Source organism: Microbacterium phosphatis (assembly GCF_049177115.1).
Classification (GTDB): domain Bacteria; phylum Actinomycetota; class Actinomycetes; order Actinomycetales; family Microbacteriaceae; genus Microbacterium; species Microbacterium phosphatis.
This window is the reverse complement of sequence record NZ_CP185370.1, coordinates 1,219,948-1,235,409: the sequence shown is the minus strand read 5'-3', so window position 1 is coordinate 1,235,409 and position 15,462 is coordinate 1,219,948. Positions and strand designations below refer to the sequence as shown.

At 70.9% G+C, this 15,462-nt stretch carries 13 protein-coding genes; 9 read left to right on the top strand and 4 right to left on the bottom strand.

The window, feature by feature from the left end:
* Nucleotides 1-6 precede the first annotated feature (6 nt).
* A complete protein-coding gene (locus tag ACOKGD_RS05795; protein WP_342335155.1) occupies nt 7-312 on the top strand; it encodes a hypothetical protein in 306 nt (101 codons plus the stop codon).
* Between the two features lie 97 nt (nt 313-409).
* Here ACOKGD_RS05795 and ACOKGD_RS05790 read toward each other — a convergent pair whose 3' ends face one another.
* Entirely contained in the window at nt 410-763 is a 354-nt protein-coding gene (locus tag ACOKGD_RS05790) for a helix-turn-helix domain-containing protein (RefSeq protein WP_342335157.1), read from the bottom strand.
* Nucleotides 764-939: 176 nt separating this feature from the next.
* Between ACOKGD_RS05790 and ACOKGD_RS05785 the strand changes: the two genes are divergently transcribed.
* From ACOKGD_RS05785 to ACOKGD_RS05770, 4 genes are read left to right on the top strand one after another with little or no spacing between them, the layout of a single operon-like run.
* Nucleotides 940-1,674 (top strand): hypothetical protein, encoded by a 735-nt coding sequence (locus ACOKGD_RS05785; RefSeq protein WP_342335158.1) that lies wholly within the window; start codon nt 940-942, stop codon nt 1,672-1,674.
* Entirely contained in the window at nt 1,671-3,257 is a 1,587-nt protein-coding gene (locus ACOKGD_RS05780; RefSeq protein WP_342335159.1) for a DNA polymerase Y family protein, read from the top strand. Before ACOKGD_RS05785 ends, ACOKGD_RS05780 begins: the two co-directional genes overlap by 4 nt.
* Nucleotides 3,257-6,658 (top strand): error-prone DNA polymerase, encoded by a 3,402-nt coding sequence (locus ACOKGD_RS05775; RefSeq protein ID WP_342335161.1) that lies wholly within the window; start codon nt 3,257-3,259, stop codon nt 6,656-6,658. The genes ACOKGD_RS05780 and ACOKGD_RS05775 overlap by 1 nt, the downstream gene beginning before the upstream one ends.
* A 49-nt stretch (nt 6,659-6,707) precedes the next feature.
* Nucleotides 6,708-7,640: a 5'-3' exonuclease gene (locus ACOKGD_RS05770; RefSeq protein WP_342335162.1), complete on the top strand. Its 933-nt coding sequence runs from the start codon at nt 6,708-6,710 to the stop codon at nt 7,638-7,640.
* Between the two features lie 32 nt (nt 7,641-7,672).
* Here the strand turns inward: ACOKGD_RS05770 and ACOKGD_RS05765 are convergent, their stop codons facing one another.
* The 3 genes from ACOKGD_RS05765 to trpD are packed head-to-tail and all read right to left on the bottom strand — an operon-like array spanning nt 7,673 to nt 10,984.
* On the bottom strand, nt 7,673-8,923 hold the full coding sequence (locus ACOKGD_RS05765; RefSeq protein WP_342335163.1) for an MFS transporter: 1,251 nt from the start codon (nt 8,921-8,923) through the stop codon (nt 7,673-7,675).
* Nucleotides 8,920-9,912 carry a PHP domain-containing protein gene (locus ACOKGD_RS05760; protein ID WP_342335164.1) on the bottom strand — a complete coding sequence of 331 codons (993 nt, stop codon included), beginning with the start codon at nt 9,910-9,912 and terminating at the stop codon, nt 8,920-8,922. The genes ACOKGD_RS05765 and ACOKGD_RS05760 overlap by 4 nt, the downstream gene beginning before the upstream one ends.
* A gap of 1 nt (nt 9,913) precedes the next feature.
* Nucleotides 9,914-10,984, bottom strand: coding sequence for an anthranilate phosphoribosyltransferase (gene trpD, locus ACOKGD_RS05755; RefSeq protein WP_342335165.1), 1,071 nt, complete (start codon nt 10,982-10,984; stop codon nt 9,914-9,916).
* Between the two features lie 129 nt (nt 10,985-11,113).
* Here trpD and ACOKGD_RS05750 point away from each other — a divergent pair, with 129 nt between their 5' ends.
* The 4 genes from ACOKGD_RS05750 to ACOKGD_RS05735 are packed head-to-tail and all read left to right on the top strand — an operon-like array spanning nt 11,114 to nt 15,372.
* Entirely contained in the window at nt 11,114-11,746 is a 633-nt protein-coding gene (locus tag ACOKGD_RS05750; RefSeq protein ID WP_342335166.1) for an aa3-type cytochrome oxidase subunit III, read from the top strand.
* Between the two features lie 21 nt (nt 11,747-11,767).
* Nucleotides 11,768-12,568, top strand: a complete 801-nt coding sequence (locus ACOKGD_RS05745; RefSeq protein ID WP_342335168.1) for a cytochrome bc1 complex diheme cytochrome c subunit — start codon at nt 11,768-11,770, stop codon at nt 12,566-12,568.
* Nucleotides 12,569-12,625: 57 nt separating this feature from the next.
* Nucleotides 12,626-13,699: a cytochrome bc1 complex Rieske iron-sulfur subunit gene (locus ACOKGD_RS05740; RefSeq protein WP_342335170.1), complete on the top strand. Its 1,074-nt coding sequence runs from the start codon at nt 12,626-12,628 to the stop codon at nt 13,697-13,699.
* On the top strand, nt 13,699-15,372 hold the full coding sequence (locus ACOKGD_RS05735) for a cytochrome bc1 complex cytochrome b subunit (protein ID WP_342335172.1): 1,674 nt from the start codon (nt 13,699-13,701) through the stop codon (nt 15,370-15,372). Before ACOKGD_RS05740 ends, ACOKGD_RS05735 begins: the two co-directional genes overlap by 1 nt.
* Nucleotides 15,373-15,462: the final 90 nt, after the last annotated feature.

The window sequence follows — 15,462 nt, the reverse complement described above, 5'->3', positions numbered from 1 at the left end:
GGGCGCATGCTGCGCGCCCTCGATCCCTCCGAACGACCCGTTCCGTGCGCGTATCGCGTGCCCTGGCTCATCGACCGCGACGATCCCGCGCATCCGATCCTGCGCAACGCCGGCGCGGAGCCGCTTCAGTACGTGCGGGTGTACGTCGCCGACACGACAGAGCTGCCCGGCACGGAGACCTGGGGAGGGGTCCGGCCCGGCGAGTGCCGCGAGCTCTGTCTCTGCGGCTGCGATCTCGACGACACGACCGTCACGGTGGCCTGGTTCCGTCCGGACGACGATCGCGAATGGGCGTGGTCGTTCGTGATCTGACCGGCCCCGTCACGGAGGAGGTCACGACGAAGGCCGCCCCGTCGTCGGAGCGGCCTTCGGTCGGCACGGGGCCGGGTGTCGGGGTGTCGGGCTGTTGTCAGTAGTCGAGGGCTCCGTTGCCTGCGTAATAACGGCGGCGGGTCTGCATGTCGCGGGTGGTGTGCCCGTAAGGGCGACGGGTGCCGGGCATATCCTCGGGCACCAGGTCCTCGACGAGGTGCGAGAGGGGGACCTCGAGGGCGACCGCGATCTGCATGAGACTCAGCAGGGTGGGGTTGCCGTGACCGCGCTCGATGCGCTGCAGGTGGCGGACGTCGAGATCGGCGCAGTCGGCGAGGGTGGGGCGACTCAGGCGGGCGCTTCGGCGCAGCGCTGCGATGCGCTCGCCGACCTTCGCGGCCGCAGGGGACTGAGGATCGACCAGCCGCACGGGGGAACTTGGCTCTGTCATGGTCTTCATCGTCGGTGATATCTCGTCATCCAGAATGGGGCACATCTGCCCACCATCCCCGCCGACCTCCCCGCACCCACCCATCGGGCCTCCCGGGGTGAATGTCGGATGTACGAACTAGCGTTCTTCACGAGATCGACTTCTTCGAACATCGGTTCTATTCTTGAGGGATGGGGATGGCACTTCACGAGACCGCCTCCCGAGCGGGAGCGGCGCAGGAAGCACCGCAGGTGCGGGCCGATGTGCAGCGACTGCGCGCGCAGATCACGCGCATGCAGCGCCGCAGCGCGCAGGTCGAGGCGATGCCGGTGCATCAGACGCTTGCTCCCCTGTTCCCCGAAGGCGGGCTGCGGCCGGGCTCGGTCTACAGCCTCGACACGTCCACGAGCCTGCTGCTCGCGCTGATGTCCGCTCCCTCGCGTGCCGGATCCTGGTGCGCCGCCATCGGGATGCCCGAGCTGGCCGCCGAGGCCGCCGAGGATTACGGGGTCGATCTCGAGCGCTTCGCCCTGGTGCCCGACCCGGGTGAGCGCTGGCTCGCCGTGGCGTCGGCCGTCGCCGAGGTCTTCCCGGTCGTCGCCGTGCGGCCGCCTCGCGCGGCCCGCGAGTCCGACACCGCTCGGGTGGGAGCGAAGCTGCGCGATCGCGGAGGGGTGCTGCTCGTGCAGGGCGTCTGGCCGCAGGCCGAGGCCACCCTGACCGTCCGCGACCCCGCCTGGACGGGGCTGGGCCAGGGGCACGGCCTCCTCGCCGCGCGCGAGGTCACGATCTCGGCCACCGGGCGCCGCTTCCCCGTGCCCCGCACGGTGCGCGTGCAGCTTCCCGGCCCCCTCGGCGCCCCGGCGGCGGCCGTGGGCACCGCACGCCCGGCATGGCGCCCCGTGGCGCGACTCTCGGCGGTGGCCGGATGAGCACCGTCCCCCCGACCCGGGCGATCGTCGTCTGGCTGCCCGATTGGCCCGTCGCGGCGCTCACCCGCAGCGAGGCGCGGGCCGCGGCGCGCGCCCCCGAGGCGGCCGACCCGGGGGCGGCGGCCATCGAGCAGCCCATCGCGATCATGCACGCGAACCGGGTCGTGGCCTGCTCGGCCAGCGCCCGCCGCGAGGGCGTCCGTCGCGGCCAGCGCCGCCGTGATGCCCAGGGCGCCTGCCCGCGACTGCGGCTCGTCCCCGCCGATCCGGGCCGCGACGAGAGAGCGTTCAGCCCCATCCTCTCGCGCATCGAGCGACTCACCCCCGGGGTCCAGTCCCTGCGACCGGGGCTGTTCGCGGTGCGCGCCCGGGGCCCTGCCCGGTACTTCGGCGGCGAGGAGCCGGCGGCGAGCGCTCTGCTCGACGAGCTGGCCGCCTGCGGCATCCCGGACGCGCGCGCGGGCGTCGCCGACGGGCTGTTCACGGCCGAGCAGGCCGCACGGCTGATGAGCCCCGCCTCGATCCGGGTCGTGCCCCGCGGCGCCTCGGCCGCGTTCCTCTCACCGCTGACGATCGCCGCGCTGAACGACGACGACCTCGTCGCCCTCCTCGCCCGGCTGGGGGTGCAGACGCTGGGCGAGTTCGCCGCGCTCGAGCTCGCGGCGGTGCGCGATCGCCTGGGCGACCACGGCGCCCGCCTGCACGCGCTAGCGGGGGGATCCGACTCGCGTCCGGTGGTGCCGCGCGTCCCGCCGCCCGAGCTCTCGCGAGAGATCGAGTTCGAGCAGCCGCTGGAGATCGCCGATCAGGTCGCGTTCGCGGTGCGCACCACCGCCGACGGCGTCATCGCCGGCCTCGACGAGGCATCCCTCGTCTGCACCGAGGTGCGGATCACCCTGCTCGACGATCGCGGCGGGCGCAGCGAGCGCACGTGGCTGCATCCCACATGCTTCGACGCCGTCTCCCTCGTCGACCGCGTGCGCTGGCAGCTGCAGGCCACCCTCGACGGCGATGTCCCCTTCGGCGGCGAGAACGGCGGCGTCACCCTGGTGCGCATCGAGCCCGAGGCCGTCGACGACACCTCCCATCACCAGCCCGCCCTCATCGGACAGGGGCCCGACGAGCGACTGCACCACGCCATGTCGCGTGTGCAGGCCATGCTCGGCCACCGCGGCGTGGTCACCCCGATGCTCGCCGGCGGCCGATGGCTCAGCGAGCGCGAGCGCCGTGTGCCATGGGGCGATGCCGAGCGTCCGACCCACCCCCGTGACCTGCCGTGGCCGGGAAGCCTCCCCCAGCCCCTCCCGAGCGAGGTGTACCGGCCGCGACGCCCCGCCGTGGTCGTCGGGGGCGACGGATCCCCCGTCGCCGTCGATGAGCGCGGCGGCGTGTCCGCTCCCCCGGTGGCGCTCGACGGACGCCGGGTCACGGCGTGGGCGGGGCCCTGGCCCGTGATCGAGAGACAGTGGGATCCGTCCCGGGCGCGCCACGCGCACCGCTTCCAGGTAGTCGATGCCGATCAGACGGCCTGGCTTCTGGTGCTCGAGGACGAGCGCTGGTGGGTGGAAGGCCGGTACAGCTGATGGGCTGGCAGAACCCTCCGGTGTCGTGGTCCGAGCTCGAGCGCGCGCTCAGCGGCCGCCGGCCCGACTCCCGCCCCGCCGGTGCGGACGGCGGCGACAGCCCGGCCCGGAGCCGCAAGCGCGAGGCGTACGAGGCGCCTCCGGTCGAACGCCCCGACGACGCCGTCCCCTACGCCGAGCTGCACGCGCACTCGTCGTTCTCGTTCCTCGACGGCGCCTCCTCCCCCGAGGACCTGGTCGAGGAGGCCGAGCGTCTCGGCCTGCACGCCCTCGCCGTCACCGATCACGACGGGTTCTACGGCCTCGTGCGCTTCGCCGAGGCGGCCGAGGAGACCGCGGTGAAGACCGTCTTCGGCGCCGAGCTGTCCCTCGGACTGCTCTCCCCGCAGAACGGCGTGGCTGATCCGGTGGGCGAACATCTGCTTGTCCTCGCCCGGGGAGAGGAGGGCTATCGCCGCCTCGCCCGCGCCCTCACCCACGGGCAGCTGCGCGGCGCCGAGAAAGGCCGCCCGTTCTACGACCTCGACGAGCTCGCCCAGCAGGCGGACGGGCACTGGACGATCCTCACCGGCTGCCGCAAGGGCGCCGTGCGGCAGGCGCTCGCACAGGACGGCGATGCGGGCGCCGCCCTCGACCGGCTCGTCGATCTGTTCGGCAACGACAACGTGCAGGTCGAGCTGACCGACCACGGCGATCCCCTCGACTCCCGGCGCAACGACGCCCTCGCCGCCCTGGCCGCCTCGCGGCGCCTGCCGGTGCTCGCGACGAACAACGCGCACTACTCCTCACCCGAGAGGGCGCGGCTGGCGGCCGCGGTCGCCGCCGTGCGCGCCACCCGCAGCATGGCCGACCTCGACGGCTGGCTGCCCTCGCACGCCTCGGCGCACCTGCGCAGCGGCGCCGAGATGGCCGCCCGCTTCGCGCGGTACTCGGGCGCGGTCGCCCGCACCGTCGAGCTCGCCGACGAGTTGGCGTTCCCCCTGCGGCGCATGAAGCCCGCGCTCCCCAAGCAGAAGGTGCCGGCCGGGCACACCCCCATGTCGTGGCTGCGCACGCTCGTCTGGGATGCCGTGCCGCACCTGTACCCCGAGCTCGCCGAGGACGACCGGCTCCGCATCGAGAAGGAGCTGCGGGTCATCGAGCAGAAGGACTTCCCCGGCTACTTCCTGATCGTGCACGACATCGTCGCCGAGGCACGGCGCCGCGGGATCCTGTGCCAGGGGCGCGGATCCGCGGCCAACAGCGCAGTCTGCTATCTGCTCGGGATCACCGCGGTCGACGCGATCGCGTACAACCTGCCGTTCGAGCGCTTCCTCTCGACCATGCGCGACGAGGAGCCCGACATCGACGTCGACTTCGACTCCGACCGGCGCGAGGAGATCATCCAGTGGGTCTATGAGAAGTACGGACGCGAGAACGCCGCTCAGGTGGCGAACGTCATCCAGTACCGCCCGAAGAACGCCGTACGCGACATGGCCCGTGCGCTCGGCTTCTCACCCGGCCAGCAGGACGCCTGGTCACGGCAGGTCGAGGGCTGGGGCGCGAGCCTCGAGACCGGGCCGGATCACGACATCCCGGATCAGGTGATCGAGTACGCATCCGAGCTGCTGAAGGCTCCGCGGCACCTGGGCATCCACTCCGGCGGCATGGTCCTCACCGAGCAGCCCGTGGGCGAGGTCGTGCCGATCGAGCATGCGCGCATGGCCGATCGCACCGTGATCCAGTGGGACAAGGACGACGCCGCGTGGATGGGGCTGGTCAAGTTCGACCTGCTGGGTCTCGGCATGCTCGCCGCCCTGCAGCACTGCTTCGATCTCATCCGCGAATCCACGGGCGAGGAGTGGACGCTGCACACCCTGCCGAAGGAGGAGGCCGCGGTCTACGACATGCTCTGCCGCGCCGACTCGATCGGGGTGTTCCAGGTCGAGTCGCGGGCGCAGATGGGTCTGCTGCCGCGCCTGCAGCCGCGGCGGTTCTACGACCTGGTGATCCAGATCGCGCTGATCCGGCCCGGCCCGATCCAGGGCGGGGCGGTGCACCCCTTCGTGCGACGCAAGATGGGCGTCGAGAAGGTCACCTACGACCATCCCAAGCTGGAGCCCGTGCTGCGGCGCACCCTGGGCATCCCCGTGTTCCAGGAGCAGCTTATGCAGATGGCCATGGCCGTCGGCGAGTGCTCGGGTGAGGATGCGGATCTGCTGCGCCGCGCGATGGGGTCCAAGCGCGGCAAGGAGAAGATCGAGAAGCTGCGCGAGAAGCTCTATGCCGGGATGGAGTCGAACGGGATCACCGGCGATCTCGCCGACGGCATCTACTCCCGCATCCAGGCGTTCGCGAACTTCGGCTTCGCCGAGTCGCACTCGCTCTCGTTCGCCCTGCTCGTCTACGCGTCGTCGTGGATCAAGCTGCACTATCCCGCCGCCTTCCTCGCCGGCCTGCTGCGCGCCCAGCCGATGGGCTTCTACTCCCCCGCCACCCTCACCGCCGACGCCCGCCGGCACGGCGTCGAGGTGCGCCGCCCCGACATCAACCGCTCCGGTGCGACCGAGGGGCTGGAGCCCGTCGGCGACGAATCGGGGACGACGGGGCTCGACGCCTGCCTCCCCCGCGTGCATCCGGCCCCCGGGCCGTTCGATCGGAGGGCGCCGGACGAGACGCTGGCGCACCGCCGCGACGGGCGGTTCGCCGTGCGGCTGGGCCTCGGCGCCGTCACCGGCATCGGCGCCGAGACGGCGCAGCGCATCGTGGCCGAGCGCGAGCGCGGCGGCTCGTATCGCGATCTCCACGAGCTCGTGCGACGCACCGGCATCACGCAGAAGCACCTCGAGTCGCTGGCCACGGCCGGCGCGTTCGAGTGCCTCGGGCTGTCCCGCCGCGAGGCGATCTGGCTGGCAGGATCCGCCGCGCAGGATCGCCCCGAGTTCCTTCCGCACACGGTTGCACCGCTCGGCGTCGACGGTGTCCAGCCTCCGCTGTTCACCGACCCGACGAGCTACGAGCAGCTGGCCGCCGACCTGTGGGCGACCGGGATCTCGACGACGGATCACCCGCTCACCCACTTCCGGGGGGCGCTCGATGCCCGGGGGGTCCTCTCCTCCGAGCGGATGCGCGCGCACGAGACCGGCCGCCGCGTCGAGGTCGCCGGCCTCGTCACCCACCGTCAGCGGCCCGCCACCGCGTCCGGGGTGACCTTCCTCAACCTCGAGGACGAGCATGGGCTCGTCAACGTGATCTGCTCGGTCGGCGTCTGGAATCGCTACCGCCGCGTGGTGCGCGACAGTCCCGCCCTCATCGCCCGCGGCATCCTCGAGCGCTCCCCCGAGGGCGTCACCAACCTCCTCGCCGACGCCTTCGAGGATCTCCGCGTCGGCGTGTCCCACCACGCCCGCGACTTCCGCTGATCCGCACTCGCGCTCTGGCGATGTCCGCCCCACCTGGAAGACTGACCCCGTGACCTCGCGCCTGATGCTGCTCGACACCGCCTCCCTCTACTTCCGGGCCTTCTACGGAGTGCCCGACAAGGTCCGCGCCGACGACGGCACCTCCGTGAACGCGGTGCGCGGGCTGCTCGACATCATCGCGAAGCTCGTCACCCTGTACGAGCCCACCCACCTCGTCGCCTGCTGGGACGACGACTGGCGCCCCCAGTGGCGCGTCGACCTGATCCCGTCGTACAAGGCGCACCGTGTGGTCGAGGTCATCGCGGCCGGGCCGGACGTCGAGGAGGTGCCGGATCCGCTCGAGGTGCAGGTGCCGATCATCCGCGAGGCGCTCGCGCTGCTCGGCATCGCGACGGTCGGCGCCGCCGAGCACGAGGCCGACGACGTGATCGGCACCCTGGCCACGCGCGCCACCCGGCCCGTCGACATCGTCACGGGCGACCGCGACCTGTTCCAGCTCGTCGACGACGCCCGCGACGTGCGCGTCATCTACACCGCCCGCGGCATGAGCAACCTCGAGATCGTCACCGACGACGTCGTGGTGTCGAAGTACGGGGTGCATGCCGCGCAGTACGCCGACTTCGCGACGATGCGGGGCGATGCCTCGGACGGCCTGCCGGGGGTGAAGGGCGTGGGAGACAAGGGCGCCGCCACACTCCTCGCCGCCCACGGCGACCTGACCGCCATCCGCGCCGCCGCCGCGGCCGGCGAGGGGATGTCCGCCGGCATCCGCGCGAAGTTCGCCGCCGCGGCCGACTACCTCGACGTCGCCCCCAAGGTCGTGGCCGTGGCCACCGACCTGACCCTCGGCGACGTGGCGGACGAGATCCCGCGGCTCGATGACACGGCGATCGAGCGCGCGCGTCATTTCGCCGAGCGGTGGAACCTCGGCGGCTCGATGGAGCGCGCGCTCACCGCGCTCTCGGGCGCCTCGCGGGCCTGATCGCGCTCAGCGCCGAACGCGCGACACCGCGGTCAGCGTCGAACGCGCGACACGGCGGTCAGCAGGCACACCGTGAACCCGACCGCCAGCGAGAGCGTGATGGTCAGCGGCGCCGTCCATCCGCCCGTCGCCTCGTGCACCGCGCCGAGGATCGGCCCGCTCGACGCGCCGACGAGGTAGGCCGCCCCCTGCACAAGCGCCGACATCGCGGCGGCCTCGGCCGACGACCGCGCGATGGCCACCATCACGGTGAAGATCACCACGAAGCCGCCCGCGTGCGCGACGCCACCGAGAGACACCCACAGCGGGAAGAGATCGGGGGCGAGCAGCATCCCGGTCGACAGCGCGATCCAGCACGCCGCGACGACGGCCGCCGGCACCGCCAGCGGCAGCCAGCGCGCGAGCGCCGGCACCACGAACGCCCCGGCGATCGCCACCCCCTGGAAGATCGACGCGAGCGCCCCGGCGCCGGCGGGTTCGCTGCCGGTCATGTCGCCGAGCATGGCGGGGAGCCACGTGGACATCCCGTAGTAGCCCGCCGACTGGCACGCGAACGCCGCGACCAGCAGCCACACGATCGGGTTGCGCAGCACCTCGCCGCGGCCGTTCATCACGGGCACGGGCCCTGTCAGCGACGCGACGTCCGAGGGCCCCGCCCCCGGCCGGGCGTCGGTCGCGCGCTCGTCCCAGCGCACGCCGGGAATCCGGTCGCGCCACAGATGCAGGCCCCACAGCGCGATCCCCAGCAGGGTCAACGCGATCCACAGCAGCAGCGCGAGTGGCCAGCCGGTCGCCTCCGCGATGCTCGCGGTCGTGAGCGTCGTCAGCAGCGAGCCGCCGTTGAGCGCGGCGGTGTACGCCGCGGTGACGGTCGAGACCTGGCGCCCCGGCACGTCTCGCCCGATGATCACCGGGATCACCACGTTGCCGATCGTGATCCCCGCGCCGATCACGATCATCCCGACGAGCATCCACCCGAATCCTGGGATCGTGCGCAGCAGGGTGCCCGCGGCGACGCCGACGAGGCAGGCCATCAGCGCGAGCTCCGCGCCCGCCCGCCGGATCACAACGGCCGCGACCGGGGTGATCGCGGCGAACATCAGGATCGGGAAGGTGGTCAGCAGCGACGCGGTCGCGCCGTCGAGCCCGTAGTCCTGCGCGATGTCGCGCAGGACCGGCGTCACCGACAGGATCGGTCCGCGCAGACTCAGCGCGGCGACCAGCACTCCGGAGATGACCAGCCAGGGGAAGGCGCGACCACGCGGGAGCGAGGGCCGCGTCATGCTCCCCACGCCCAGGCGCGCAGCCGCGGCAGCGGCCACGTGGTCACGATGCGCTCGGCGGGGACCCCCAGGCGCTCGGCGCGCTCGGCGCCGTGATCCAGCAGCGACAGCTGCCCGGGGGCGTGCGCGTCGCTGTCGATGGAGAAGAGGCAGCCGAGCTCCAGCGCCAGGGTGATGAGCTCGTCCGGCGGATCCATACGCTCGGGCCGCGAGTTGATCTCGACCGCGACGCCGTGCGCGGCGCACGCCTCGAACACGGCACGCGGGTCGAAGGTCGACGGCGGCCGGGTTCCCCGCGACCCCGAGACCAGCTGGCCGGTCACGTGCCCGAGCACCGTCACGCGGGGGTTCGACACCGCGGCCACGAGCCGCTTCGTCATGGCGACCGACTCCATCCGCAGCTCGGAGTGCGCGGAGGCGACGACGATGTCGAGCTCATCGAGCAGCTCGGGTTCCTGGTCGAGGCCGCCATCGCTCAGGATGTCCACCTCGATGCCGCTGAGCAGCGAGAAGTCGTCGAACTCGAAGCCCGCGACCACCTCGAGCTGCTCTCGCAGCCGTTCGGGCGAGAGGCCTCGTGCGACCTTCAGGCGCGGCGAGTGGTCGGTGAGCGCCAGGTACTCGTGGCCGAGGCTCCGCGCGGCGGCGACCATCTGGTCGATCGGCGTGGTGCCGTCGGACCAGTCGCTGTGCGCATGCAGGTCGCCGCGCAGCAGCCCCCGCAGCTCCGAGCGGCGGACATCGCCCATCCGCTCGCGCAGGTCGGTGAGGTAGTCGGGCACCCGCCCCGAGAGGGCCTGCTCGATCACGGCGAACGTCGAGTCGCCGATGCCCTTCGCCCGGCGCAGGCGATCCGGATCCGTCCGTGCCACCTCGTCGAGCCCCGCGACGGTCGCCGCGGCGGTGCGGAACGCCTTGGCCTTGAACTTCGACGCGCGCTCGCGCTCCAGCAGGAAGGCGATCTCGTTCAGCGCATCGATCGGGTCCATGTCACGCCTCGGGCGCCGTCCCCAGCTGCTGCGACGCGTCCACCCACTGGGCGAGCTTGGCCGTCGCCCGGCCGTCGTCGATCGCCGCCGCGGCCTCGCCGAGCGCCTCCACGAGGCGCTCGACCATTCCCCGCTGCATCTGCGTCGGATCCTGCGACAGGCGGTACGCGACGATGCCCGCGGCCGCGTTGAGGAGGACGATGTCCCGCACCGGCCCGGTCTCCCCCGCGAGCGTGCGGCGCAGCACGTCGGCGTTGTGGTCCGGGGTGCCGCCGAGCAGGTCGTCCATCTTCGAGGTGGCGAGGCCGACGTCGCGCGGGTGGATGTCGAACTCGTGCACGTCGCCGCGCGAGACCTCCCAGATCCGGCTGTACCCCGTCGTCGTCAGCTCGTCGAGGCCGTCCTCGCCGCGGAACACCAGCGCGGTGGCGCCGCGGGTGCGGAAGACGCCGGTGATGAGGGGCACCACATCGAGGTTCGCCACGCCGACCGCGTTGGCCTCGGCGCGGGCGGGGTTCACGAGCGGCCCCAGGAAGTTGAAGACCGTCGGCACGCCGAGCTCGGCGCGCACGGCGCCCGCGTGGCGGAACCCGGGGTGGAAGGCGGCGGCCCACGCGAACGTGATGCCGGCGCGATCGAGCACCCCCGCGACCGCCTCCGGAGGAAGGCGAAGGTCGATGCCGAGCGCGCTCAGCACGTCCGACGAGCCCGACTTCGAGCTGGCGGCCTTGTTTCCGTGCTTCACCACGGGAACCCCGGTCGCCGCGATGACGATCGACGCGGTGGACGAGATGTTCACGGTGCCGAAGCGGTCGCCGCCGGTCCCCACGATGTCGAGGACGTTCGGGTCCACATCCAGCGGCACGGCCGCATCCAGGATCGCGTCGCGGAAGCCGATGATCTCCTCGACCGTCTCGCCCTTGGCACGCAGCGCGAGAAGGAAGCCGCCCAGCTGCGCCGCCGTGGCACGCCCCTCCATCACCTGGCGCATGGCCCAGGTGGCCTCCGACACGCTGAGGTTCGCGCGAGAGAGAACGGTCGTGAGCACATCCGGCCAGGTCGGTTCCGCCATACGAGCGATCCTACTCAGGCGGATTCACGGGCCTTTCACGAGCACGCCACAGCCGCGCCAGAGGATGGGTATTTCGACAAGACGTCGAAGTTGCCGAAAACACGCTCCGGGATCGGCAATAATGGACGGGTGACTGCACCAGCAACGTTCGCCCCGGCACCCAGAACAGTCAAGCGACCCGACACCGTCGCGGTCGGCACGATCGTCTGGCTCGGCAGCGAGGTGATGTTCTTCGCGGGCCTCTTCGCCATCTACTTCACGCTCCGCAGCACCTCGCCGGAGCTGTGGGCCGAGCGCAGCCAGCTGCTGAACGTCCCGTTCGCGCTGGTGAACACGATCATCCTGGTGCTGTCGAGTGTCACCTGCCAGCTGGGTGTGTTCTCCGCCGAGGGTGTGCGCTTCGAGAAGTACCCCTTCATCCAGAAGCTCGTGAACTGGGGCGTTGTGCCGTGGTTCTGGGTCTCCTTCGCCCTGGGCGCGTTCTTCGTGTCCGGCCAGGTCTGGGAGTACACCACCCTGGTGAGCGAGGGCATGCCGATCAGCGCAGACTCGTACGCCTCCGCGTTCTATCTCACGACGGGCTTCCACGCCCTGCACGTGACTGGCGGTCTCGTGGCCTTCCTCCTCACCATCGGCCGCTTCTACGCGGTCAAGCGCGCCCGTCACAAGGAAGCCGTGACCGCGATCGTCGTGTCGTACTACTGGCACTTCGTCGACGTCGTGTGGATCGCCCTGTTCTTTGTCATCTACTTCCTCAAGTAAGAGCGGAGCTACATCACCCTTATGGCACGAGAGAAGAAGCGCCGTGCGAACGGCCGCCGCTCCCCCCTGGCCGCAGCCGCGCTGATCGGCATCGGCCTGCTCATCTCCGGAGGCGTCTACGCCGGCGCCACCGCCGCCGTCGCGGCGACCGCGGAGACGAGCGCGAACACCTCGCTCACCGCCGAGGACGGCGAGAAGCTGTTCCAGGCGAACTGCGCGACCTGCCACGGCATGAACCTCGAGGGCACGGCCAACGGCCCGTCGCTCGACGGCGTCGGCGCGCTCGCGGTCGAGTTCCAGATGTCCACCGGCCGCATGCCGATGCAGCGTCAGGACGTCCAGGCCCCGCAGAAGCCGGTGCAGTTCACCGAGGAGCAGATCCTCGCGGTCGCCGACTTCGTCCAGGAGTCGGCCCCGGGCCCGGACTTCCCGGATGAGCACTACCTGGACGGCGAGGGCGATGTCGCCCGCGGCGCCGAGCTCTTCCGCATCAACTGCGCGATGTGCCACAACGTGGCCGCCGCCGGTGGTGCGCTGACCGAGGGCAAGTACGCTCCGGACATCCAGGACACCAGCGCCCTGCACATGTACGCGGCGATGGCCACCGGTCCCCAGAACATGCCCGTCTTCAGCGACATGAACCTCACCCCCGAGGACAAGCGCGACATCATCTCCGCGCTGCTGTACCAGCAGGAGCAGCCCGCGACCGGTGGCTTCACCATCGGCTCGCTCGGCCCGGTGTCGGAGGGTCTGTTCGTCTGGATCTTCGGCATCGGCGCGCTGATCGCGATCACCGTGTGGATCACCGCCAAGTCGAACTGACCTCGGCGAACTGATCTCCTGAGCATGACCAACAAAGAAGACGTGACGAGGAACCCCATGGCTCACGACACCGACGTGCACGAGGTGGAGGCCTACAAGGCCAGCCCCGGCCTGGCCGTCTCGGTTGCCGACCCCGTGCAGAACCCCGGCCTGCCGCCGCACCGCACCCGGGTCACCGACAAGGACCCGAAGGCCGAGCGCCTCGCGAACCGCGTCGTCTACACGCTGTTCTACGTGTCGGTCGCCGCGAGCCTCTGGGCCGTCGCCGCCTACATGCTGTTCCCGATCGAGGACGGCACGGCCACCTCGATCCGCAGCAACAACCTCTGGATCGGTCTCGGCATCGCCGCGGCGCTCCTCGCCATCGGCGTGGGCGCGATCCACTGGTCCAAGGCGCTGATGAGCGACAAGGAGTACGTCGAGGAGCGTCACGGCACCCGCGGCTCCGAGGAGACGCGCGCCGCGGTCGTCGAGGCCTTCACCGTCGCTAACGAGGAGTCGGGCTTCGGTCGTCGCAAGATGATCCGCAACTCGCTGTTCGCCGCGGTCGGCGCCTCGATCCTCCCCGGCATCACGCTGTTCCGCGGCCTGGCCCCGCACTCGACGCCGGACAACCCCATCGCGGGCGACCCGGTCGCGCTGCTGAACCAGACCATGTGGGACAAGGACATCCGTCTCGTCCGCGACCCCGACGGCACGCCCATCAAGGCGTCCGACGTCACGCTCGGCTCGGCCTTCCACGTGATCCCCGAGAACCTCACGGAGCTCAGCCACGGCGAGGGATACCTCGAGGAGAAGGCCAAGGCCATCGTCCTCCTCATGCGTCTGCTCCCCGAGCAGCTCAAGGAGACCGAGGAGCGCAAGACCTGGTCGTACGACGGCATCGTCGCGTACTCGAAGGTCTGCACGCACGTCGGCTGCCCCGTCGCCCTGTACGAGCAGCAGACCCACCACCTGCTGTGCCCGTGCCACCAGTCGCAGTTCGACGTCACCGAGCACGCCAAGGTCATCTTCGGACCCGCGGCCCGCCCGCTGCCGCAGCTGCCGATCACCGTCGACGCCGAGGGCTACCTCGTCGCGCAGCACGGATTCACCGAGCCCGTCGGCCCGAGCTTCTGGGAGCGTCATTGATGAGCACCACCACCGCCCCTGAGAAGACGAGCCAGGACGCCCCGCTGGGCGGCAAGTTCGTCGGCGCCGCCGCCAACTACATCGACGAGCGCACGAGCCTCTCCGGCTTCGTCAAGGCTCTCGGCCGCAAGGTCTTCCCCGACCACTGGTCGTTTATGCTCGGCGAGATCGCGCTGTGGTCGTTCGTCGTTGTGCTGCTGTCCGGCACGTTCCTGACGTTCTTCTTCCAGGCGTCCATGGCCGAGACGCACTACACCGGCGCCTACGAGCCCATGCGCGGCATCGCGATGTCGTCGGCGCTCGAGTCGACGCTCCGCCTGTCGTTCGACGTCCGCGGCGGCCTGCTGGTCCGCCAGATCCACCACTGGGCCGCGCTGGTCTTCGTGGCCGGCATCGGCGTGCACATGCTCCGTGTGTTCTTCACCGGCGCGTTCCGCAAGCCCCGCGAGCTGAACTGGGTGATCGGCTTCGTGCTGTTCATCCTCGTGATGGCCGAGGGCTTCACCGGCTACTCGCTCCCCGACGACCTGCTCTCGGGCAACGGCCTCCGCATCATCGACGGCCTGATCAAGGGTCTGCCGATCATCGGAACCTGGACCTCGTTCCTGTTCTTCGGCGGTGAGTTCCCGGGCGACCAGATCGTCGGCCGCCTGTACACGCTGCACATCCTGATCCTGCCGCTGCTGGTCATCGCGCTCGTCGCGCTTCACCTCATCCTGATGATCGTGAACAAGCACACGCAGTTCGCGGGCCCCGGCCGCAGCAACGGCAATGTCGTCGGCTACCCGATGATGCCCGTGTACATGGCGAAGATGGGCGGCTTCTTCTTCATCGTCTTCGGCGTGATCGTGCTGTTCGCCTCGCTGGTGCAGATCAACCCGATCTGGGCCTACGGTCCGTACGACCCGTCCCCCGTGTCGGCCGGTACGCAGCCCGACTGGTACATCGGCTTCGCGGATGGCGCCCTGCGTCTCGCACCTTCGAACTGGGACATCCAGCTCGGCAACTTCACGCTGTCGATGGGCATCCTGGTCCCGGTTCTCGTGCTCGGTGTCTTCATCGTGCTCGTGATGTTCTACCCCTTCATCGAGGCGTGGATCACCGGCGACAAGCGCGAGCACCACATCGCCCAGCGCCCGCGCAACGCCGCGACCCGCACCGCGATCGGCGCCGCCGGCGTTGTGTTCTACGCGGTTCTCTGGGCCGCCGCCTCGTCGGACATCATCGCGACGCACTTCATGCTCACCATGGAGGGTGTGATCCGCTTCCTGCAGATCTCGCTCATCGTCCTGCCGATCATCGTGTACTTCTTCACCAAGCGCGTGGCTCTGGCCCTGCAGAAGAAGGACCGCGAGATCGCGCTGCACGGCTACGAGTCGGGCCGCATCGTGCGTATGCCCGGTGGCGAGTACCGCGAGGTGCACCGCCCCGTCAGCGAGTACGAGCGTTGGAAGCTGATCGACGTGGAGAACTACGCTCCCCTCGTCCTGCGCCCGAACGACCAGGGCCAGATCCCCTTCAGCGAGAAGCTGCGCGCCGGATTCTCCCGCTGGTTCTTCGAGGACCGCCTGGCCCCCGTCACGCAGAGCGAGCTGGACGCCTCGGTGGCGCACCAGAAGCACGAGCTGCACGAGTACGGCCCCAGCCCCCGCGAGCTCGAGTCGGGTCACTGACTCTGATCGCGTGAACAACGCCCCCGGTCTTCGGACCGGGGGCGTTGTCGTTTCCCGCTGGTGCACGCGCTGGGGGCAGCAGCCGGCGTC

Coding starts and splice junctions, on each gene's coding strand:
- ACOKGD_RS05795 (WP_342335155.1), top strand. CDS start 7: ATGCTGCGCGCCCTCGATCCCTCCGAACGACCCGTTCCGTGCGCGTAT.
- ACOKGD_RS05790 (WP_342335157.1), bottom strand. CDS start 763: ATGACAGAGCCAAGTTCCCCCGTGCGGCTGGTCGATCCTCAGTCCCCT.
- ACOKGD_RS05785 (WP_342335158.1), top strand. CDS start 940: ATGGCACTTCACGAGACCGCCTCCCGAGCGGGAGCGGCGCAGGAAGCA.
- ACOKGD_RS05780 (WP_342335159.1), top strand. CDS start 1,671: ATGAGCACCGTCCCCCCGACCCGGGCGATCGTCGTCTGGCTGCCCGAT.
- ACOKGD_RS05775 (WP_342335161.1), top strand. CDS start 3,257: ATGGGCTGGCAGAACCCTCCGGTGTCGTGGTCCGAGCTCGAGCGCGCG.
- ACOKGD_RS05765 (WP_342335163.1), bottom strand. CDS start 8,923: ATGACGCGGCCCTCGCTCCCGCGTGGTCGCGCCTTCCCCTGGCTGGTC.
- ACOKGD_RS05760 (WP_342335164.1), bottom strand. CDS start 9,912: ATGGACCCGATCGATGCGCTGAACGAGATCGCCTTCCTGCTGGAGCGC.
- trpD (WP_342335165.1), bottom strand. CDS start 10,984: ATGGCGGAACCGACCTGGCCGGATGTGCTCACGACCGTTCTCTCTCGC.
- ACOKGD_RS05745 (WP_342335168.1), top strand. CDS start 11,768: ATGGCACGAGAGAAGAAGCGCCGTGCGAACGGCCGCCGCTCCCCCCTG.
- ACOKGD_RS05740 (WP_342335170.1), top strand. CDS start 12,626: ATGGCTCACGACACCGACGTGCACGAGGTGGAGGCCTACAAGGCCAGC.
- ACOKGD_RS05735 (WP_342335172.1), top strand. CDS start 13,699: ATGAGCACCACCACCGCCCCTGAGAAGACGAGCCAGGACGCCCCGCTG.